The 23,175-nt window shown below is 39.8% G+C and carries 17 protein-coding genes; 10 read left to right on the plus strand and 7 right to left on the minus strand.

Translation table 11 applies throughout. From position 1 onward, the window contains the following. Positions 1-130 precede the first annotated feature (130 nt). Genes VOI17_RS07030 through tsaD form a run of 6 tightly spaced genes read right to left on the minus strand, consistent with a single transcriptional unit; the run spans position 131 to position 3,618 of the window. Positions 131-628, minus strand: a complete 498-nt coding sequence (locus VOI17_RS07030; protein WP_323756536.1) for an HNH endonuclease — start codon at positions 626-628, stop codon at positions 131-133. A 1-nt stretch (position 629) separates the two neighbouring features. Next, on the minus strand, positions 630-1,424 hold the full coding sequence (locus VOI17_RS07035) for a C40 family peptidase (protein WP_323756537.1): 795 nt from the start codon (positions 1,422-1,424) through the stop codon (positions 630-632). Beyond that, positions 1,424-1,891: an SsrA-binding protein SmpB gene (gene smpB / locus VOI17_RS07040; protein WP_323756538.1), complete on the minus strand. Its 468-nt coding sequence runs from the start codon at positions 1,889-1,891 to the stop codon at positions 1,424-1,426. Before smpB ends, VOI17_RS07035 begins: the two co-directional genes overlap by 1 nt. After that, a complete protein-coding gene (locus VOI17_RS07045; RefSeq protein ID WP_323756539.1) occupies positions 1,892-2,287 on the minus strand; it encodes a thioesterase family protein in 396 nt (131 codons plus the stop codon). Continuing rightward, the gene (locus tag VOI17_RS07050; protein WP_323756540.1) at positions 2,277-2,597 is read right to left on the minus strand and encodes a hypothetical protein; all 321 of its coding nucleotides are present in this window, start codon (positions 2,595-2,597) and stop codon (positions 2,277-2,279) included. The genes VOI17_RS07045 and VOI17_RS07050 overlap by 11 nt, the downstream gene beginning before the upstream one ends. Positions 2,598-2,604: 7 nt before the next feature. Next, positions 2,605-3,618, minus strand: a complete 1,014-nt coding sequence (tsaD, locus tag VOI17_RS07055; RefSeq protein ID WP_323756541.1) for a tRNA (adenosine(37)-N6)-threonylcarbamoyltransferase complex transferase subunit TsaD — start codon at positions 3,616-3,618, stop codon at positions 2,605-2,607. A gap of 62 nt (positions 3,619-3,680) precedes the next feature. On the opposite strand from tsaD, the gene VOI17_RS07060 reads away from it, so the two are divergent. The 3 genes from VOI17_RS07060 (at position 3,681) to VOI17_RS07070 (ending at position 10,974) form a co-directional block, all read left to right on the plus strand. Beyond that, a complete protein-coding gene (locus tag VOI17_RS07060) occupies positions 3,681-8,183 on the plus strand; it encodes a translocation/assembly module TamB domain-containing protein (RefSeq protein WP_323756542.1) in 4,503 nt (1,500 codons plus the stop codon). A 41-nt stretch (positions 8,184-8,224) separates the two neighbouring features. Then, a complete protein-coding gene (locus VOI17_RS07065; protein ID WP_323756543.1) occupies positions 8,225-9,529 on the plus strand; it encodes a deoxyribodipyrimidine photo-lyase in 1,305 nt (434 codons plus the stop codon). 80 nt (positions 9,530-9,609) lie between these two features. Beyond that, a complete protein-coding gene (locus VOI17_RS07070) occupies positions 9,610-10,974 on the plus strand; it encodes a sigma-54 dependent transcriptional regulator (protein WP_323756544.1) in 1,365 nt (454 codons plus the stop codon). A 1-nt stretch (position 10,975) separates the two neighbouring features. Here the strand turns inward: VOI17_RS07070 and VOI17_RS07075 are convergent, their stop codons facing one another. Continuing rightward, on the minus strand, positions 10,976-11,347 hold the full coding sequence (locus VOI17_RS07075; protein WP_323756545.1) for a response regulator: 372 nt from the start codon (positions 11,345-11,347) through the stop codon (positions 10,976-10,978). 296 nt (positions 11,348-11,643) lie between these two features. Between VOI17_RS07075 and VOI17_RS07080 the strand changes: the two genes are divergently transcribed. The 7 genes from VOI17_RS07080 to VOI17_RS07110 all read left to right on the plus strand — a co-directional run bounded on the left by VOI17_RS07080 (position 11,644) and on the right by VOI17_RS07110 (position 23,167). Beyond that, positions 11,644-14,028, plus strand: a complete 2,385-nt coding sequence (locus VOI17_RS07080) for a prolyl oligopeptidase family serine peptidase (RefSeq protein ID WP_323756546.1) — start codon at positions 11,644-11,646, stop codon at positions 14,026-14,028. A gap of 6 nt (positions 14,029-14,034) precedes the next feature. Continuing rightward, positions 14,035-15,741 (plus strand): gamma-glutamyltransferase, encoded by a 1,707-nt coding sequence (ggt, locus tag VOI17_RS07085; RefSeq protein WP_323756547.1) that lies wholly within the window; start codon positions 14,035-14,037, stop codon positions 15,739-15,741. A 133-nt stretch (positions 15,742-15,874) separates the two neighbouring features. Further along, entirely contained in the window at positions 15,875-17,215 is a 1,341-nt protein-coding gene (locus VOI17_RS07090) for a serine hydrolase domain-containing protein (RefSeq protein WP_323756548.1), read from the plus strand. A gap of 85 nt (positions 17,216-17,300) precedes the next feature. Continuing rightward, complete coding sequence (locus tag VOI17_RS07095) at positions 17,301-18,791, plus strand: S10 family peptidase (RefSeq protein WP_323756549.1); 1,491 nt, start codon at positions 17,301-17,303, stop codon at positions 18,789-18,791. Positions 18,792-19,180: 389 nt separating this feature from the next. Further along, the gene (locus VOI17_RS07100; protein WP_323756550.1) at positions 19,181-19,807 is read left to right on the plus strand and encodes a TMEM175 family protein; all 627 of its coding nucleotides are present in this window, start codon (positions 19,181-19,183) and stop codon (positions 19,805-19,807) included. Further along, a complete protein-coding gene (locus VOI17_RS07105) occupies positions 19,804-22,137 on the plus strand; it encodes a tetratricopeptide repeat protein (protein ID WP_323756551.1) in 2,334 nt (777 codons plus the stop codon). The genes VOI17_RS07100 and VOI17_RS07105 overlap by 4 nt, the downstream gene beginning before the upstream one ends. A gap of 55 nt (positions 22,138-22,192) precedes the next feature. Further along, entirely contained in the window at positions 22,193-23,167 is a 975-nt protein-coding gene (locus tag VOI17_RS07110; protein WP_323756552.1) for an NAD(P)-dependent alcohol dehydrogenase, read from the plus strand. Positions 23,168-23,175 lie beyond the last annotated feature (8 nt).

Here is a 23,175-nt window from a genome sequence, read left to right on the forward strand (position 1 = left end):
CCGGCAACCAGAGCTATAACCGGTGGATTTTATTTAGAATAACCTTTCGTAAAACACGAAAAGCCCGCCTTACTCAAAACGGACTGCAAAGGTAGAAAAATCTGCCAAAAACTAAGAATAGAATAGAGAATTAATTAAGGCTCAAGTATTTGAGCCATTGTTCGGAAGTTAAGCCACTGAAATTCCTCACAAACATGATGTAAGAAGGTTTAAAAGGGCGGTTTTTAAGCAGCATACCAGCTTCTTCTGGTGTTTTGTCTCCTTTCATGGAGTTACATTTATTGCATGCTGCTACCAAGTTTTGCCATGACGACTTGCCCCCTCTTGATTTTGGCACTACATGGTCTAATGTCAAACTTCTAGGGCTTCCGCAATATTGACATTCTTGACTATCTCGTTTAAAGATATTTTGTCTAGAAAGCACCACACTCTTAAATGGAGAATATATATACTTCTGAAGCCTTATAACTGATGGCATTGGAAACTGAGCAGTTACGGTTCTAAGGAATTTACCAGGAGCATCATGAACCAAATCGGCTTTGCTTAGAAATAAAAGCAGAAAGGCCCTTTCAACAGTACAAACTGTTAACGGGCTAAAATCCTGATTTAAAACTAAGACGCGCTTCATGTCATGTGTAATCTCTCAATATTCGCTTGATTTTAAATAAGTGGTGAGAGTAATTATTTTGTTCTACAGAAAAAATGCCCTGCTCATCTAGCTTATCAATCTTTACTTTGCCAGAAGCATGAATGATTTCCGTTGGGCTTAATACCATGCCCACATGATTCATTTTACCTTCTTTATTCGTGAAAAAAGCCAAATCTCCTGGCATTACATTTTCAAAATTCACCTCTTTCCCTTTAGCGATTTGATCTTTGGAATCGCGCGGCATTCGGTAACCAGCAATCCGCAGCACCATTTGAGTAAAGCCAGAACAGTCAATTCCGAAAGGCGTAGTCCCCCCCCAGAGATAGGGTGAATTTAAATATTTTTTTGCTAATTCTAGGGTCAAATCAACACTCCACCGCTGGTGTATACTTTTGGCTTCGCCATTAAAAGCAAAGCGCTCTTGATCCATAAATAACGAATTATTCAAAATAGGTAAAACAGCACCTAACGTAATATGAATTACACTTTTTCCGTAAAGGATTTGTGAAGTAAGATCTGTGCATATTTTATACTCCGAATTGTCGATTTGCTCAAAATATTCTTGAGTAATTCGATAATGTTGTTTGGCATCTATCCAGCCTTCATAACTATCAAAAACATTTTGAATACGAAGCCATTGTTTGTTCTTGGACTCTTCCAAAACAGCATAGTGTTCACCAAACAGTAACTGAGAGATCATTTCAGAAGCATCTGACCCTTTTGCTCGAATAGGCACAATGCTCAAACGTGAGATTCCGTAATCAATAGGCTCCATTAGTATTTTGCACGTTCTAAATCCCGCTTAATATCTTTGTCTTTAATAGAATTACGCTTGTCAAAAAGCTTTTTACCCTTACCCAGCGCTATTTCTGTTTTGGCAAAGCCTCTATCGGTAATAAACAATCTTAACGGAATGATAGACAATCCCTTTTCGTCAAGTTTAGTTTCTAATTTAGAAAGTTCCCTTTTATTTAACAGTAGCTTTCTTTCTCTGTCGGTAACATGGTTGTTGTAGCTACCTTCAGAAAACTGGGCAATATGCAATTGCTTAATATACAGCTCACCATTCTTAAAATAGCAATAAGCGTCTTGTAACTGAACTTTACCTTCTCTAATAGACTTAATTTCTGTGCCTTGCAATTGCATGCCCGCCACATATTTGTCTAAGAATTCAAATTCATAGCTCGCTCTTCTGTTCTTTATATTAACATTGTTCGAAAACCTATTTTTATCCTTCGCCATCTATCTTTCTAAACTAGTAAAAATTTGGTTCAACTTCTCTTTCTTTAAAATTTTCTGTCCGGTCCGTCCAGTCGCTACTATCCTTTCCTCATCTGTCACCAGTATTTCACAGGTCAATTCGTTTTTAACAACCGCTACGAGTTTGGCTTCAAAAACCAGTTCAGCATTAAAGAGTGCTGGAGAAATATGTTTTATCTCCAACATAGTGCCAATTCCTTCTTCATCGGCTTCTTTCATTTCAAGTGCAAATAAACGTGAAGACCACTCCATTTCTCTACCGAGTGAAAAAGTGCTCATAACCTGATGTACTTCCCCAGCATCAAAACTGGCTGCATCAGTAGCTTTTACGGTATACTTATGTACCCTAACTGCTCCCAATTTCACATTATTTACCATTGGCTAACCCTAATTTAGTTTTAATCAATTCGGCCTGAAGCTGCTCTGTGAGTTTTCTGCAATCGCTCAATTTATTAGAACATGACTCTATACTTTCCTTTTGTTGCCTTACATAAAGATCCATTTTAATTTGAATCTTTTCTTTTGGCGTCATCTTTTCTTTAATCTCTTTTTCAACTTTCAATGCGGCCTCCAGCTTTTTTCTCATTTTAAACTGATTCCCCACCTCTGCCTTCAAAGCTTCATTTTCTTTTTCTAAAGCAGTAATATAATTTTTGGCTACTACCAGTTGTTCAAAATCTGACTTCATATTTCTTCTAAAATTTCATTCTCGGTAAAGCGCTTACCTCTTGGGTAGTAAACTCTCCTGCTAAATACTTGTAATGTGCAGCCATACCAATCATTGCAGCATTATCAGTACAATATTCAAAAGCAGGCACAAAAACACTCCAGTTTTCCTTTTCCGCCATAACATTGAGTCCATTGCGTAAACCACTATTGGCCGATACACCACCAGCCAGTGCAATGTTTTTAATTTTAAATTGTCGAGCGGCTTTTCTCAACTTCTGCAAAAGCATTTCCACAAGTGTATGTTGAATACTTGCACAGATATCGTTGAGATTTTCGTCAATAAATTTTTCATTCTTTTTTAATTCGTCTCTCAAAAAATATAGAATACCAGTCTTAATCCCACTAAAAGAATATTCCAAACCAGGCATTTCAGTTTGCGGAAGTGTAAAACGATGAGGGTCGCCCAATTGCGCATATTTATCAATTAATGGCCCACCTGGGTAACTTAGACCTAAGAGTTTGGCCGATTTATCGAATGCCTCCCCTACCGCATCGTCACGGGTTTCACCTACTATTTCCATCTCTAAATGGCTCTTTACCAACACAATTTGAGTATGGCCTCCACTTACGGTTAAGCACAAGAATGGGAACGCTGGTTTTGGGTCATCAATAAAATGAGCTAAAATATGGGCTTGCATATGATTCACTTCAATCAGGGGAATATTCAAAGCCAAAGCCATTGATTTTGCAAAAGAAGTCCCAACCAAGAGCGCTCCCAAAAGCCCAGGGCCACGGGTAAAAGCAATAGCCGATAAACTCGACTTATCTATGGCCGCATTTTTGAGTGCTTCGTCTACTACTGGCACAATATTTTGCTGATGAGCGCGTGATGCTAATTCGGGGACAACTCCTCCATAATTTCCATGGACAGATTGTGTAGCGATTATATTATTAAGTACTTTGCCGTTATCTACAATAGCTGCAGAAGTTTCATCGCAAGAAGATTCAAGGGCCAGTATTTTGATATCGGAGGTGGGCATTGACAGAGAAAATTAAAAGATCGCAAGTTATTAAAAAACGGATAGTCAAATCAATATTATGGTTGTGCCTTTCGCCAATCATTCTATTATTTATAATTATTGGGTTAATCCACCTTCCTCCCGTTCAGAATTACTTAGTTGATAAGGCCGCAGACTACTTAACCGAAAAAACAGGTTATCGTTCCGAAATAGGTTACGCAAATATTAGATGGTTCAACTCTGTTACCATTGACGACTTAACCGTATACGATCAAAATGAAGTGAAAATGATTGATGTCCGTGAAGTGGTCATTTCATTTAAACTGAAAGAACTTATTGGAGGAAAGGATATTTTAATCAATGAGGCATGGTTAAACAAAGCTTCGGTTAATCTAAGAGACGAAGGAGCCATCGGCCTAAATATTGACAACTGGGTAAGCAAAATCACGGATTTGACTTCATCACCAAGGCCAGCTCCTGCAGAACCTAGTGTATTCTCTATCGATAAAATTACGCTCCTCAATTCAGAATTTAGTCTTTCAGACGCTAAAAAGGATTCAATTACCGATGGTTTTGACTACAACCATTTCACCCTAAAAAACCTAAGGACTGATATTCGCAACCTCGAATCTTTTGATGGTAATTTTGAAATTAATGTTCAATTCCTTACAGCTGAAGACGAAGTTTCAGGCCTAAAAATAGAGAAGTTAGAAACCGTTTTCCAGACCTCGTTAAAGAAGATGGCCTTTACCAACCTTGACCTTTTGATTGGAAAAAGCCATATCAAAGACTCTGTCGTACTCAATTTTGACGACCCCTCTGCCATGAGTGAATTTGTGACAGATGTTACATTTGACGCCAACTTCAAAAATTCATTATTGCATTCAGACGAGCTCAGCTTTTTTGTACCTGAATTCAAAAAGTACGATCAGCAAATCAAGATTGATGGTTATTTTCAAGGGAAAGTAAATTCCTTCTATTCGGATGATTTCACCATTTCCTTTGGAGAACACTCGAAACTAAATGGCCGACTGGACATTGAAGGCCTACCAAATATCAATGAAACCATATTTGACATTGACTTGGACGATTCATTTCTCAAAGCCACTGACATAAAACAATTCATCAACGATCGTACATTCAAAATATCAAACAAGCTTGGGCTAATTGAATTAAATGGTCAATACGATGGTCTAATAAACGATTTCGTAGCGGATGGCGAATTTAAAACTGCTTTGGGTAATGCTAAACCAAACGTTCAAATTACTTTACCAGAAAGCAAGGTAGCCTCATACAGTGGTAGGTTGTCTTTAGAAGACTTCAATGTGGGGGTGCTAACAGAAGACAGCACTTTTCAAAAAGTAAACCTGAATGGTAGTATTGAAGGGGAAGGTTTTACGCTTGAACAAGCCAATTTTAAGCTTGACGCCAAAGTCAGTAAAATAGGTATTTTAGGATATCAGTATGTAAACATCACCACTAACGGAGAATTTGCACAGTCATTCTTCTCAGGAAATATTTCAGTAGATGATCCTAACTTGATTTTTAAGGCTGAAGGTTCTGTAGACTTAAGAAACAATAAAAGACTATTCAAAATCAACGGGCGTTTGTCTCGTGCAGACCTAACAGCCATTAATCTAACAAAGGAGGAAGTCTTTGTTGCTTCTGATTTTAATTTAGACTTTGAGGGTGTAAAACTCGATAGTCTACTGGGTAATTTTCAGCTCACCGATGCTTACCTCAAGTATGGCAATGAAGATATACTTGTTGATTCAGTTTTCTTTTCTTCACAGCGTAGCTCCAGAAATAGAACTGTAAGATTTAATTCAGATTACTTTAATATTAATATGGATGGCCAATTTGAGTTTTCAACCCTACTCACTGAACTCCAAAATATTAACGGTCAATACAAGCTCGTTTTCTCTAGCCGAAGCAATGAGATTCTTGAATACTTAAAAACCAACGGCCGTAGTCCACAGGCTTTCGATATTACCTATTCAGCAGAATTACCCAATATTAACCCTATCATTCAACTTTTCGATTCGGTTATTTATATAGGAAAGAACGCTTCGTTACATGGGCGTTTCAATAATTCCAACACAGAAGACTTTCAGTTGAACGCAAAAATTGATTCGCTGATTTATTCCAATATCTCTTTTCTAGAGAATGAAATTGACATTAATGCCAGCAGTTTACGAGACCCTGAAAAAGTTCTTGCCCTTGGATATTTATACTCTAAAAAACAGATCTATGCGAACACCTCTGAAACGGACGCCTTAACCCTTGAAACCGTTTGGGATGGTAAAAGAATTGAATTAAGACAAAATATTGAGCAGACGACCAGTGGAAACTATGCTGAAATAGGAGCTGGAATTGATTTTTTTGAGAACCGAACTGAGCTTAGGTTTCAAGAATCAAACATTATTGCTTTAGACCAAACCTGGAACATTACCGAAAACAACGTAATCGTTTTCGGTAAAGACAACATCAGCATTGAGAATCTAGACATCTATAACGATACGCAGTCAATTACTTTAGATGGCAACATTTCTGTGTCCAGAGATAGCACTGAAAGTATGAAGATAGCCTTTGAGAATGTTGAAGTAGAAAATTTAAATACACTTACGTTAAAATCTTATTCGGGTAGAATCAATGGTTCCGTTAATATTCAAAATCTTCTCTACAACCCATTGATCTTTGGGGATATCAATATCAAAGAATTTAAAATTGACGAATTTTTGGTGGGCGATATCAGTGGAGCCTTACTTTGGAACGATTTGAATAGAAAATTCGACATCAATTTAATCGTAGATAGGTTGGGGAAAAAAATCATTCAACTCGAAGGTGATTTTTTCCCTTCAAGAAACAGCAACCAGCTGGATTTAGACCTCATCCTAAACGAGGCCAACCTAAACATTGGAGAGCCTTATATTGAGGATTATTTCACTCAAATAGCAGGAAACATAAGTGGCAAATTAACAGTTGGGGGGATGCTCTCTGATCCGTTAATCAGGGGCAATGGAACGATTAGGAACGGAGGTATTAAAATCAATTATTTGAATACCGAATACAAATTTGGCGGTGGAGTTAAATTCGACAAAAACCTGATTTCCCTATCAGAGTTGGATTTCCTTGACATCAATGGAAGTCCTGCCCAATTCAGGGGAGAAATACGCCACAATTCATTCCGTGACATTAGCCTAGACCTCAATGGAGATTTGACCACATTTCAAGTATTAAATACCACGGTTGACAATGGCGACTTATATTATGGCGATGCCTATGCTTCCGGAAATGTAAGCCTCAGAGGTGCAGCAAGCAATCTCTCAATCAATGCCGATGTAACCACAAGTCCGAACACAAAAATATACATCCCCATTAGTGAGACCGATGATGATACTTCTGTTGATTACATCAACTTTATTAACCTAACAGACACCACTCAAACTTACAATTCAAAAGGTGATGAAGTGGATAAAATGAAAATTGAAGGCCTTAAACTCGACCTGAATATTAACATCACTCCAGATGCATATACTGAGATCATCATTGACCCAAAAACTGGAGATATTATTAGAGGACGAGGTAATGGCCAGTTGAGATTACAAATCGATACCCAAGGCAACTTTCAAATGACAGGAGGATTGAATATTACTGAAGGAGCTTACAATTTCTCATTGTATAATATTATCACTAAGGAATTTGACATTGAACAGCCAAGTAGAATTACTTGGTCAGGTGACCCCTATACTGGCATAATGGACATTAACGCCTCCTATTCTCAAAACACTTCACTGGCCCCTATTCTAAAGCAAACTGGTTTTGATGATGAGAATTCGTCTGCTGCGAACAGAAGATACCCGACCAAGGTGCTATTACGCCTAAATGGCCCATTACTCTCCCCTGAAATAGGTTTTGATATTGATTTCTCAGAAGTCAATGCACAAGATTTCGAATTACAGACTGCCTTAAATGCTTTCAAGAATCGTTTGGCCAGTGACGAACAAGAACTTACCCGACAAGTAGTCAATGTAATTGTACTCAACAGTTTCTCTGATAGTAACACCTTAAATATTGGAGGGCAGACTGCCTCACAAAACGTAAGTCAATTACTTTCCAATCAATTGAGTCAGTTGGTGGCCCAATTAGATGAAAACCTAGAGATAGACTTTGATTTGGCCTCATTAAACCAAGACGCTTACAATACCTTCCAATTACGCCTCTCATACACTTTCCTTAATGGACGCTTAAGAGTCACGCGGGAGGGCGGACTATCCAATCAAGTAGATGGAGACAGCTATGCCACGGACATTAATAGTATTGCGGGCGACTGGACAGCAGAATACCTTCTTACTTCTGATGGTCGCTATAAAGTAAAAGTCTATTCACGAAGCAATTATAATTTGGTAAATTCCACCACTGGTGGTTCCACTAACCAAACTAGTGGGGCAAGTATTACGCAATCCAGTAGCTTTAACAGCTTGAGTGAATTCTTTACAGGCGTTGATAAAAAAAGGAAGAAACGAAGGGAAGAGGAGTTGGCAAAAAAGAAAGAAGAAAATAATTCTGGGAACGATTCAAACTAATCATCCTCCACTCAGTTATTTTCTCAAAATCCAAATAACTCATGTCGAAAATCAATATATTCTGGTTTAGAAGAGATTTACGTTTTGCCGACAATACAGCGCTGTATTATGCACTTAAAGAAGGCCTTCCGGTGCTCCCAATCTTTATTTTCGATAAAAATATTCTTGACAACCTAGAGAATAAGCAGGATGCCCGAGTGAAATTTATTCAGAATACTGTTGCTCAAATGAATCATAACCTGGGGGCAAATGGTTCGAAGCTCAAAACGTTTTACTCCACTCCTATTGAGGCTTATGAAACACTGACTGATAAGTATGAAATTGAAGCCGTTTTTACCAATCGAGATTACGAGCCTTACGCCACTGAACGAGACAAGCAGATAGAAGCGTTTTTGAAAGAGAAAGGGATCGGCTTTTATACATTTAAAGACCACGTGATTTTTGAAAAGGAAGAAATCGTTTCTGGCAACGGCACCTTCTACAAAGTATTTACCCCTTACAGTAAAACATGGTTGGAGCAATACTCGAAGAACAAACCTACAATACTACCTAATGGGCTAAATGAAAAAAATTGGCACCAAACAACACATGAAGAAGTTCATTCTTTAACGCAGATTGGTTTTCAAAAAACGGAAATCAATATTCCTCCGGGTAGCCTAAAAGAAGAGCTAATCAAAAAATACGATCAACTGAGGGATTATCCGGCACAAGACGCCACTTCACGCTTGGGTATTCACTTAAGATTTGGCACTATAAGTATTCGACAATTGGCAGAAAAAGCCAGTACAATTAACCAAACCTACCTCAATGAACTGATCTGGAGGGATTTTTACGCGATGATTCTTGCCAATAACCCACAAGTAGTGAATAGCGCTTTCAAATCTCAATACGATCAAATCCCATGGCTACACGATGAAGAAGGTTTTCAGAAATGGTGTAATGGCGTTACTGGCTACCCCATTGTAGATGCAGGCATGAGACAGCTTAATACAACTGGCTTCATGCACAACAGGGTTAGAATGATAGTAGCCAGTTTTCTAACCAAACACCTACTTATAGATTGGCGTTGGGGTGAAGCTTATTTTTCTGAAAAACTGCTAGACTTTGATTTAGCTTCAAATAATGGTGGTTGGCAATGGGCCGCTGGAACAGGTACCGATGCCCAACCCTATTTTCGTATTTTCAACCCTGAATCCCAAACCAAGAAATTTGACCCAGAATTAAAGTACATTAAAAAATGGGTATCAGAATATAATACTCCGGACTACCCAAAACCAATGGTTGACCATAAGTTTGCTAGGCAAAGAGCCCTCGATACTTATAAGGTCGCGTTAGCAGCTAATTAGTATAGATTAAACCTATTAAAGGTATTTTTTTAAGCTTATTAAATTAATAACTTCGCCATGCATTACAGTCCAATTTTTTAATGGAATATACCCCAGAACCAATAAAGATTTTTGTTGTAGAAGATGACCCAGTCTACCAAAAACTACTTCAATACATTGCTGAATTAAACCCTGACCATGTGGTCAAAGTGTTTTCTAATGGCAAAGATTGTATTGCTCATTTAAACGAGAACCCTTCGGTAGTTACCCTCGATTATTCATTACCAGATATGACTGGAGGTGAGGTATTAAAAGCCATTAAACGTAACAATGTAGAAACCAATGTTATTGTTGTTTCTTCTCAAGAGGACATTAATACTGCAATCGATTTGTTAAAAGTTGGGGCATACGACTACATAACTAAGGACGAAGAGACAAAAGACAGACTACTCAACGCCATTAATAACGCCAAGAAAAATGCTTCACTAAAAGAGGAAATAATCCACTTACGTGAAGAAATTGGTGAGAAATACGAATTCGGAAAAAGTATCATCGGAGAAAGTAAAGCCATCCAAGGTGTTTTCAGGCTCCTGGCCAAAGCCATAAAAACTAACATCATCGTCTCTATTACTGGCGAAACAGGAACAGGTAAAGAAGTAATTGCCAAGGCCATTCATTATAACTCCGCCAGAAAAGGAAAACCTTTTGTAGCCGTAAACATTGCTGCAATTCCAGACAATCTTATTGAAAGTGAGTTATTTGGGCACGAAAAGGGGGCATTTACTGGTGCAATGGCCCGTAGAAAAGGGAAATTTGAGGAAGCAGATGGGGGTACTATATTTTTAGATGAGATTGGTGAAATGGATATTAACCTCCAAGCCAAACTCCTGAGGGTTATACAAGAAAGAGAACTAAACCGTGTTGGCGGAAATGAAGCAGTAAAATTTGACGTAAGAATATTAGTCGCTACTCATAAGAACCTAGCAGAGGAAGCAAAGAAAGGAACTTTTAGAGAAGATTTGTATTACAGATTGCTCGGCATTCCAATAGAATTACCTCCACTGAGAGATAGAGATAAAGACATTCTTCTAATTGCACATCATTTGTTGGCTAACTTCGCTAAAGAGAATGGTTTGGGAAAGGTTAACCTTAGTAAAGCAGCTCAAACTAAACTGCTGAAATATGGATATCCTGGAAATGTTCGGGAACTCAAGTCAGTAATTGAATTGGCAGCAGTAATGTGCGACAACAATCAAATTGAAGAAGAAGATATTACCTTCAATTCATTGGCCAAGGAAGGACAGTTTTTAATGGATGAAATGACCTTGAAAGACTACACCTTCAAAATCATTAGACACTTTCTGGACAAGCATGATAACAACGTACTGCTGGTGGCGAGTAAACTGGACATTGGTAAATCGAGCATCTATCGCTACCTAAAAGAAATGGAAGACGAAGACCTTTAATTTAGGTCTGGGCTTCGTTCAGCATTCTTGACACACAACTTTGTAGTGAAGAAAATTGAGCTGATTTATGAAGATATGTACAATGACATGTGATTTTCTCTTTTGCTTCTTTTTCATCTAAACTAGAGGTGACTAAGATTTGAGTATACCGAAATCTACCATCATTTCGTACTTGCTTAACAAATTCAAAGCCATCCATTGTTGGCATTTCCAAGTCCGTAATAATCAAATCAGCTTTATAACCATTCTCCAACCAAGCCAGGCCCTCCAGTCCGTTTTCGTAAATCGACAAATCGTAATCTTCTGAAAGATAATAACTCAAGAGCAATCTTGTGACCGCCTCATCTTCTAAGATTAGTATACTTTTCTTCATAGCACTGTACACTTACTTGCGGAATTCGTGCCTAAAAACTTCAAAGTACCTAAAAAAGCCAAATCAATGGATTTCAAACCTAAATGAAATGTTATTAACTTTCCCCTACTCCCAATTCGGGATTCAAATCCCCATTACTGTCCCCACCTTCAATAATTACCTCTCATAAAAAGCTAAACCCCAATTGAATCTTTTTTAGTTATTTTTCCCTGTTGAAACAGAACAAGGTTAATTTCTATCTTTAGTTTTAATTCCAATTGAAAAAAATGAAAGTCAACAATCAAATATCTATTACCATGAAGAAATTTTTACTAACGATTTGCTTTTTAATCGTATCAGGCTTCTTAGGTTTTGCCCAACAAAAGCCACTTTCTCAACTTACGGTTGAAGAACTTATGCAAGAGCCCGACCAGTTTGTTGGCATCATGCCTTCAAGGCCTCAATGGTCTAAGGATAGCAAGACTATCTATTTTATGTGGAACCCAAGCGGAGAAGGATTTCCTAGCTATCACGAAGTAGGTTTAGATGGCAACAACCCTCAAGAGGTAGAAGATACTAGTGAGGGTTTTCCTTCAAACTATCAATACAATAAGGACCGTACTAAAATAGTGTTTGAAAGATCTGGCGACATTTATACTATGGATGTAAAAACCATGGCTGAGAAGAAAATAATCTCTACAGTTGCCCGAGAATCTAGCCCTTCTTTCCATAGTGATGAATCTGTTATCACTTTTATCTCCGATAACAACTTATTTTCTATAGACACAAAAACTGGCTTAATCAGACAGCTGACCAATATAAAAATCAGCAATGATAATGAAGACAGACCTAACCGTCCTACAATAGCGAGGAACGGTAATAGAGAAATGGACAAATGGATTTCGGACGATCAGCAATCCACTTCTGAAATATTAAAAGAGCAACAGAACCGACCAAGGCGTTTTTCTGCTGCTGGCCAAAGGTTTTTCCAACAAAGCCAATCCGAAGACAGAATGTCTACAATAGAGTTGGATAATGTAAGTGGACTTCAACTTTCTCCTGATGGAAAATATGTAAGCTTCAGCGTTCGTGTTGCAGCAGAAAACCCAGCAAAAAATACGATTGTACCCAACTATGTGACCAGCAGTGGTTATACAACAGACATTAACGCAAGATCAAAAGTAGGTGGAGATCAATCTTACAGAGAGTTGGGTATCTACAACATTGAGGCCGACAGTTTTTATATCTTAGACACCAAGCAATTACCCGGTATTTCCGATTTACCTGATTATGTTACAGACTATCCAGACAAAAAATTCTCTAAAGAACCAAGAATAGTATCTTCAGGGAATATTGTTTGGTCTAATGACGGAAAATACACTGTTGTTCAGTTTTCGTCTTTAGATAACAAAGACCTTTGGATCATGAGATTGCTTCCGTCCTCGGGGGAATTAGTTCCAGTAGATCGTCAACGTGACGAAGCTTGGATTGCAGGTCCTGGTATTGGAAGAGGGATGAGCTTCTTACCCGACAACAAAACCATTTACTACCAGTCGGAAAAATCAGGCTACTCCCACCTTTACACACATGATCTATCTACAGGAGTTGTAAAGCAGCTTACTTCAGGAAACTACGAAGTATATGACCCTCAGCTTTCTAATGATGGGAAAACTTGGTATTTCACTGCAAATCTGAAACACCCTGGCATACGTCATTTCTACTCAATGCCACTTAAAGGCGGAAAGCCAACACAGATTACTTCAGAAGATGGTCACAATGAAGTAACGCTTTCCCCTGATGAGAAAAACCTAGCCATTCTTTACTCTTACACCAATCGCCCACCTGAGCTATTCATTCAAGCGAACAAGCCAGGTGCTGCTAAAAAACAAGTAACTGAGAGCTTACAGGCTGGTTTTAAGCAATACGATTGGTATCAACCAGAAGTAATTTCCTTTAAAGCCGAAGATGGCGAAATGGTAAATGCAAGAGTATATAAGCCAGAAAATCCAAATGGCGCGGGTGTAATCTTCGTACATGGTGCTGGTTATTTGCAAAATGCACATTACGGTTGGAGTAGCTATTTGAGAGAATACATGTTCAACAACATGTTAATGGCTCAAGGTTACACCGTGCTCGATATTGACTACCGTGGTAGTGCTGGTTACGGAAGAGACTGGAGAACCGGAATCTACCGACACATGGGCGGAAAAGACCTTTCTGACAATATTGATGGTGCGAAGTTATTGATTAGTGACTATGGTGTTGAACCAGGCAAGATCGGAATGTATGGTGGATCATATGGTGGTTTCATTACCCTATTCGCCATGTTTAACAACCCAGATGTAATTGCTTCAGGTGCAGCGCTAAGATCAGTTACAGACTGGGCGCATTACAACCACGGATACACTTCTAACATCTTGAATACACCATTAGAAGACCCTATAGCCTACAAAAGAAGTTCACCAATTTACTTTGCTGAAGGTTTACAAGGCAATCTTTTGATAGCGCATGGAATGGTAGATACTAATGTTCATTTCCAAGATGTAGTGAGGTTGGCTCAAAGACTTATTGAGCTAGGAAAAGACAATTGGGAAATGGCCCTCTATCCTGTTGAAAATCATGGATTCACAACCCCAAGTAGCTGGACAGATGAATACAAAAGAATTTTCAAGTTGTTCGAAACAACTATAGGCAAGAAATAACCTCATATGAAAAAACTAATGATAGCGGTTTTGGCACTGGTCCTTGTGGCCTGCCAAAACCAAGAATCAGTCGACAATCCAAACATAGCTAGAGGCCTAATTGCTGCAGAAGCGATGGTGGTTTCTGCCCATCCAATTGCCTCAAATGTTGGGAAGGAAATCATGCAAAAAGGTGGCAACGCAGTAGATGCCGCAGTGGCAGTTCAATTTGCATTGGCCGTTGTTTACCCTGGCGCTGGCAATATTGGTGGTGGTGGATTTATGGTTACGCGCATGGCTGATGGCACTGCAAGCACCTTAGATTATAGAGAAAAAGCTCCAAATGCAGGTGGCCGTGACATGTACCTTGACGAAAACGGAGATGTAATTTCTGGTTTGAGTACTCGCGGACATTTAGCCGCTGGTGTTCCAGGTTCCGTGGCCGGAATGGTGGAAGCTCATAAAAAATATGGTAAACTGGATTGGGTTGAAGTGGTTCAACCCGCTATCGACTTGGCTTCAAAAGGCTGGGTACTTACCGCTAGAGAAGCTTCAGGTTTAAACGGTAATCGTAAATCCTTTATGGAATTAAACACCGTAATGCCTGATTTCTTTTTGGCTGAAGAAGGTCAAGAATGGAAAGAAGGCGACTTGGTGAAAATTCCAGAATTGGCTAAAACATTCGAGAGAATTCGCGACAATGGACGTGATGGTTTCTATAAAGGTGAAACTGCCGATTTAATTGTGGCCGAAATGAAAAGAGGCAACGGCATCATTTCTCATGAAGATTTAGAGCAATATGAAGCAGTATGGCGCACCCCAATTCAAGGCACTTATGGTGACTACGAGTTTATCTCAATGCCCCCCCCTTCGAGCGGAGGAATTGCTTTGGCACAATTATTTGGAACCATGGAGAATTACAAACTCAGCAATATGGATTTCCATAGTACTGAGGCCGTTCATTTAATTGTTGAAGCCGAAAGAAGAGCCTATGCAGATCGTGCTGCACATTTAGGCGACCCTGATTTCTATGATGTCCCATTAAAAGGTCTTCAAGATGGAAATTACATTAAAGACCGAATGAAAAGCTATGACCCTAGCAAAGCCACTCCAAGTAGTGAGGTGAGTGCGGGAAAGCCTGCCCCTAATGAGAGCATGGAAACCACTCATTTCTCAATCGTTGACCCGATGGGGAATGCAGTATCGATCACTACAACACTCAATGGTGGAATGGGATCGAAGGTATTTGTAGGCGGTGCTGGTTTTCTATTGAATAATGAGATGGATGATTTTAGCGCAAAACCGGGTGTGCCAAATATGTATGGCCTTGTTGGTGGAGAAGCCAATGCCGTTGAACCCGGCAAAAGAATGTTAAGTTCTATGACACCAACCATCGTTTCGAAAGACGGAAAGCTCTTTATGGTGGTCGGAACTCCAGGGGGTTCAACCATTATTACTTCAGTTTTTCAAACCATCATCAACGTAACTGATTTTGGAATGGGAATGCAAGAAGCGGTAGCTGCCCCTCGCTTCCATCACCAATGGTTACCAGATCAAGTTACTTATGAGCGCGATGGTTTGAGTGCAGAAGTAATTCAAGCATTAGAGGCCAAAGGACATAAATTCAGAACCACAGGAGGAATTGGCCGTGTAGATGCCATTTTGGTAATGCCAAATGGTAAGCTAGAAGCTGGAGCCGACCCTCGTGGTGACGATGCCGCTTCGGGTTTTTAACCTAACCGAAAAAATATAAGGATTTAACCTTCCTTAAACCCATTTAGCCTGTAACTGGCTCCATTTATCAATCGATAAAACTTTGGAGACCAATTACAGGCTATTTTTATTTTATACCTTTAAAATAAAAATCATGAAGAAACTGCTTTTCATTGCCCTCCTATTCAGTTACTCCATTGCATCTGCCCAAGATTTTGACAAACAAAAGTTAGACAGCTACATCAATTCACTTCAGAAAAACAACAAAGCTAGCTTGGCTGTTTCCATTTCTAAATCGAACAAACCCGTCTATGAAGGCTATGCTGGTTTTCTTTCAGATAAGACTCAGCAGAAGATTGATTCAAACACCAAGTTTAGAATTGGATCTATCACCAAAACCTTCACTGCGGTAATCGTTTTCCAATTGATAGAGGAAGGAAAACTAAGTTTAGACACAAAAGTGAGCCGGTTTTTTCCTGACATCAAAAATGCTGAAAAAATCACTATAGCACAACTCTTAAACCATCAAAGCGGTATTTTCAACCTTACAGATGCTCCTTCATTCATGAACATCATGACTCAGAAGAAATCCAAGGAAGAATTGCTTAACATTATAAAAGACCAAGTTTCTGATTTTGAGCCTGGCACTCAAACTTCCTACTCCAATAGCGGCTATATCCTCTTGGGCTTAATTATTGAAAAAGCAACCGGAATAAGCTATGAAGCCCATTTGAACACAAGAATCATTGATAAGCTTGGCTTGCAAAACACGGCTTATGGCGACAACATTGAAACTGAAAAAAACGAAGCCAATTCAATGAATTTTCAAAACGGAAAGTGGACTAATTTTCCATTCAAATCAGATATGAGCATTCCTTTTTCGGCAGGCGCCATTATTTCTACCCCAAATGATTTGAACGAGTTTACCTATGCCCTCTTCAACAACAAACTGGTTTCCGCTACATCATTAGCAAAAATGAAAGAGATCAAAAATGGTTTAGGCCATGGTCTGTTCTCCGTTCCTTTTTATAACAAAAGTGCTTTTGGCCATAACGGTAAAATCGACAATTTTGAATCCAGCGCCTACCATTTTGAAGCAGACGATGTCAGTATTTCTGTTTTGACCAATGGGTTGACCATTACTTTCAATGATATTTTGGTCGGAGTACTGAGCATTTATTACAATAAGGATTTCGACCTACCTAACTTTGATCAAAAGCCCATTGAGATCAGTGCAGAAAGCTTAAAAAAATATGCCGGCTTATTTTCATCCGATGCCCTACCCATCCAAATGGTGATCAATGCGGAAGGTGGAAAAATAACCGCACAAGCCACTGGGCAAGGTGCATTTCCACTTACCCCCTACAGCAATAGAGAGTTTAGGTTTGATCAAGCAGCCATTGTAATTCTTTTTGGTGGAACAGAAGATGCTGTAGACTACACCACTTTCACGCTCAAGCAAGGCGGCCAACAATTCCCTTTTAAGAAAAAATAGCTAAAAGAGAGCACCAATAAATACCATTCCCCTTCTTCGCTAGAATTCTTTAAATTCAGCCAACCAAATGCAACAATCATTACTTATGAAACGCTTCAAATCAACCTACCTCATCCTCACCTATCTTCTTTGTTCGACATTTAACTTTTACGGCCAAGAACAAAAAAGCCCAGAAATACCTGAACCAAAGAAATTTACAACCGAGCACGAAGGTATTTTTGGTGGTAAAAAGATAGCCTACACCGCCACGGGCAGCGAAATGCAATTGACCAATTCAAAGAACGAACCCACTGGTTCCATGTGGTCGGTAGCCTACACCAAATCGGGCAGTATTGAGCAAAGCACGCGTCCTGTTACTTTCGTTTTTAACGGAGGCCCTGGTTCTGCTTCGATGTGGCTTCACATGGGCTTCTTTGGCCCAAAAGTGGTACGTGTAGATAGTGATGCCGTAGAAGATGATGGTGGTGCTCCCTACCCTATTGAAGAAAATAAATTTGGCCTATTAGACATTACTGACTTGGTATTTATCGACCCGATTGGTACAGGTTATAGCCAAATGATTGGCAATGGAAAAGGGGATGAATATTGGGGTTTGAACCAAGATGCTCAATCGGTAGCTACTTTTATTCGTCAGTGGGTAACAGAGAACAACCGATGGATGTCGCCTAAATATATTGCGGGTGAAAGCTTCGGAACCACCAGAGCAGCAGCGGTTTCGCAGGCACTGGAAGGTAACGGACAAGCCTTGGCTTTGAATGGTTTGATCTTGATTTCTCAGGCTTTGGATTATGAGGGTTCAACTTCCATTGAGGACAACATTACTTCTTACGTTACTTACATGCCTACCATGGCGGCAACAGCTTGGTACCACAAAAAAGCGGGCCAGGGCAAAACGCTCGAAGCCTTTGTTGAAGAAGCCCGGGATTTCGCTTATAACCAATATGTATCTGCACTCTACAAAGGCGATCTAATCTCAAGTCAAGAAAAGGATGCCATTGCTCAAAAGCTTGCATATTTCTACGGCATCGACATTAATTTCATAAAAAGAGCCAACAACCGCGTATTGACAGGCCGCTTTAAGAAAGAACTTTTAAGAGACCAAGGCGTAGCTTTAGGTACACTTGACGCTCGTTATTATGGCGATGATCCAGATGACACTGCCGACTCTCCAGAATTGGGTGACGCCTCTAGCTATAAGGTTTCCGCAGCCTATACCGCAGCCTTGAACCACTATTTCACCAATGATTTACAAATCACAATGGACAGGCCTTACCTTTCTAGCGGAAGGTTGAGCGGCTGGGATTGGGGTTCTGGTGGCGAACCGATGTACGTAAAAACCTCCCGCAGATTGGCCAATGCCATGCGCAGAAATGAAGGAATGAAAGTATTAGTGGCATGTGGTTATTACGACATGATTACACCATTTTTCGATGCAGAATTCACCTTCTCTCGAAATGCCATTCCGATGGATCGCGTAAAATTAACCTATTATGAAGGTGGCCATATGATGTACAACCATCAACCCGATTTCGAAAAACTGGCCAAGGACATCAGGGCATTTATTACTGAGAAGTAAAGGGTGAATTAATAGTATTCTGAAACAATTCAGACTTGCTTCTTGAATATACCAACACTTTCTACACCTGGGATTGGAAGTTTTAAGACCTTTCGTTCCTCAAGGAAAGAAAACAAGCATTTTCGGTTTTAGCGAATGGAAGTTGTATGCACGCTCCTTTTCATCCTGAGCGGCAGAGAAGGAACTGAAAACCATGTCATTATGAAAGACCAAAATAAATCACGTAGGGATGGCCTGTTTGTAATGCACATATACAGCTAATAATACCAAGCTCCTTAAGTGCGACCCAATAGATGATCGTTTGTAACCGCATAAATAACCTTAAGCGCTAATATCACCTCCTACCTTTAAGTAATTCTTACTATTTTTAGCTTTAAGCCAAAGCATCAATGACCAGAACACCATTCGAAAGAGGCCGAATTATCAGTTTTATAGACGCAGTATTTTCTATCGCGATGACATTACTGGTTTTAGAGGTGGCCATTCCCACTTATGAAGCTGTAGCCGAAAAAGGCACTTGGGGTATTCTGGCTGGTCTAATCCCAAACTTCATCGGTCTTTTGGTGAGCTTTTTAGTCACTGCGGTGTATTGGATTGCCCACCTGCGCATCATGAGTTATGTAGTCGACTTTGATAAAAAGCTCTTATGGCTCAATATTTTTCTATTGCTTTTTGTGGTGCTTATGCCCTTCTCTACTTCATTTTACGTGAATGGATTCGACCTCCTAGGGCCATTTATTTTTTACAGCTTTAACCTAGCAGCCATTGGTCTCTTCAATTACCTAATTGTACGTTACGTGGTGAAAAAAGAAATAGCCACACAAGGCATTGACCCAGTTACCGGACAATGGGAAAGTTGGCGTGCTTTCAATTCCTTTGCCGTATGGGCAATTGCAGCCATTCTTGGTTTCTTCTTTCCGTGGGTAGCCCGGTTCTTTTTTATCACCATTTTCATTTTTCAAGCGTTCATCAATGCGCACTTTCAGAAGAAAATGAATAAAACCGTTTCCTCATGAAAAGTCAAAAGAACCGCAGGTTGGCAGCCATTATGTTTACCGACATTGTGGGCTACACTGCCTTGATGCAGAAGGATGAAAAATCAGCTGCTGCAGTGAGGACGCGTCACCGTGAGGTTTTTCAAAACAAACACCAAGAACATAATGGTGACATCATTCAATACTTTGGTGATGGCACCTTAAGTGCTTTTCAAAGCGGAGTAGAAGCTGTTGAGTGCGCCATCGCTATACAAAGAATGCTTGGCATTGAGTACGGTATTCCCCTTCGGATAGGGCTTCATATTGGCGACATCGTTTTTGATGGCTTAGAAATATATGGTGACGGGGTCAATTTTGCTTCCAGAATTGAAAGTATGGGCGTTGCTGGAGCCATTTTGATTTCAGGACAGCTGAACGCTGAACTTAAAAACCATCCTCATATCTCAACCTTTTCGCTGGGCCATTTTGAACTTAAAAACATCACAGAACCAGTTGAGGTATTTGGCATAAACAATGAGGGTATTAAAACGCTCTCTCCTTCAGACCTCAAAGGAAAGCAGAAAAAGCATTTGAAAACGATTGCCGTTTTGCCCTTTGCCAACTTCAGTAGCGAACCAGAAAACGAATACTTTACCGATGGGATGACCGAAGAAATCATCAATGCCTTGGCGAAGATAAAAGGCCTAAAAGTTACGTCAAGAACTTCTTCGTTCTATTTCAAAAACAAGAACATCCCCATTTCACAAATTGGGAAAGAGTTGAATGTCGGTATTATTCTAGAAGGCAGTATTCGCCTATCAGGCAAGGCCATTCGAATTACCGCACAGCTGATTGATGTAGCTGAGGATTATCACTTTTGGTCAGAAACCTGGGACCGTCAGCTCGAAAATGTATTCGAAATTCAGGATGAAATAAGTCTTTTGATTGCGGATAAATTAAGAGAGCAATTCGGCCATTTCGAAATTCAAGAACACTTAGTAACCAAACAAACCGAGAGCCTTGACGCTTATGAATACTCCCTCAAAGCCCGGTTCCATTTCAATAAATGGAACCCAAATGACATGCATACGGCTATTTCACTTTATGACAAGGCCCTTGAATTGGATGACAAACATGTAGAATCTTATTTAGGTTTAGCCGACTGCTATGGTTTTCTGGCCACCACAGGTTTTATGGATCATGCCGAAGCTTGGCAAAAGGCTTCTCAACTCACCCATAAGGCGCATACCCTGAACGATCAACATGCAGGGGTGTATTATCAACTGGCCAATCTCGCCTTTTTCACTGCCATCAATTACAAAGAGGCGGTGAGGCTAACGATCAAAGCTTTAGAAATTCAACCCAATTATGTAGAGGCACAGCAGTTCATGTCCTTTCTGTATTTAATTGCAGGAAAGAGAGACCTTGGGTTTGTTCACCTAAACAAAGCCCTAGAAATAGACCCGCTGTCTCAAGAAACACTTTTCTACAAGGGCTACTATAATTACATCACAGAGAATTATGAGCAGGCCATTGATGTGATGGATCAATGTCTAAAACATAACCCAAAAAATATTCCTGCAAGCACCGTTAAAAGCTATTGCCTCATCAAACAAAACCGTCTAGACGAGGCCATCAATCATTTCGACACCATTCCATCCGACATTGTAATCGAAGGAGATAAAATTGGAGTACAAGCCATCGCTTATGCACTTAAAAATGATGTAGTCAATAGTGAAAAGCTTAAACATCGTTTGTTAGAATTTGCGCAGAACATCGAGAATTACCATGCGCAATCCTATCTATTCATGCTCTACGCTGCCACTGGAGAAAATGACAAAGCCTTTGAGTGGATCAGAGAAGCCATGGAAAACAACTCGCCTTTGCTCCACCTACATTTTGTCGATCCTTTAGTCAACGCTATTAAGACTGATCCTCGATATCCTGAATTTCAAAAGGCAATATTTCACGAAGTACCCGAGGTTAAAAAAGTCAAAAAGAAGAAAGAACTTTTAGATCAAGATACGGCTTTAGATTACTCAAATCGACTACTGAAATACATAGAAGAAGAAAAGCCATTTCTAGATCCAAATCTATCCTTAAGGGCTTTGGCAGAACAAATAGAGATCAACCCGAACCAGCTTTCTTGGTTGCTCAATGAAAGTTTAAATAAAAATTTTAGCGAATTCATCAATGGTTATCGGGTGCAGCACTTCAAAGAAAAGGTAGCCGATGCAAGTCAACGGCACCTCACCATTTTAGCCTTGGCTTATGACAGCGGCTTCAACTCTAAAACCGTTTTCAACACCTTCTTTAAGAAAATCACTGGGCAAACCCCCAAGGAATACTGGAAAGAACTAACCAAGAAATAGGTTCGGATTTAGAAATCAGAACGATCAGGCTTTGAATTATACCCAACTTTGATTCATGAAAGCGATTGAATATCACACTTATGGGTCACCTGAGGTTCTGCAGATCCTAGAAAGAGAAATACCTACACCAAAAGACAATGAGATTTTGGTGAAGGTATTTGCCACTACGGTTACGGCCACGGAAGCCACTTTCCGCCAAGGTAAACCCTATTTCTCAAGGCTTTTTACGGGTTTGACAAAACCGAAAATCAAAACCTTGGGCGAAGAACTCGCGGGAGAGATAATAGAAACGGGAAAAGCAGTGACCCTTTTTAAAAAAGGTGATCGAATTTTTGGAACTGCTGGCCCTAATTTCGGTGCCAATGCAGAATACATCACCCTTCCAGAAGATGCGGTAATTGTGCCCTTGCCTTCTAATTTGAATTACGAAGAATCAGCTTCGACATGCGATGGTTTCTTAACCGCCCTACCCTTTCTTCGTGATACAGGGAAAATCAAGCAAGGTCAGAAAGTACTGATTTATGGCGCTTCGGGTAGTGTGGGAAGTTCTGCAATTCAAGTAGCCAAATATTATGGTGCGGACGTTACAGGAGTATGTAGCAGCACGAACCTTGAGCTGGTCAGTTCATTGGGTGCCGACCATGTAATTGACTACAAAAAAGAGGATTTCACGAAAAATGGCCAACAATACGACATCATTTTTGATGCCGTTGGCAAAACGACCTTCTCAAAGGCTAAGAACTCCCTTACCAAAGAAGGACGGTTTTTGGAAGCGGGAATCGGCCTGAATGTTTTTGGCCATGTGCTCATTACAGCGCTGTTTGGTAAAAAGAAAGCCCTGATTGCCGCCACAGGCTTACGTCCGCCAGTAGAAAGAACCAAAGACCTTCATCTACTCAGGTCACTTTTAGAAGAAGGCAGTATAAAACCTGTGATCGATAAGACCTATACTTTTAGCAACATAGCCGAGGCGCATCGTTATGTAGACCAAGGGCACAAAAAAGGAAATGTGGTGATCAGGATAGTTTAAGGGAATAA

It is taken from the genome of Roseivirga sp., assembly GCF_034669765.1.
In the GTDB taxonomy this organism is placed as follows: domain Bacteria; phylum Bacteroidota; class Bacteroidia; order Cytophagales; family Cyclobacteriaceae; genus Roseivirga.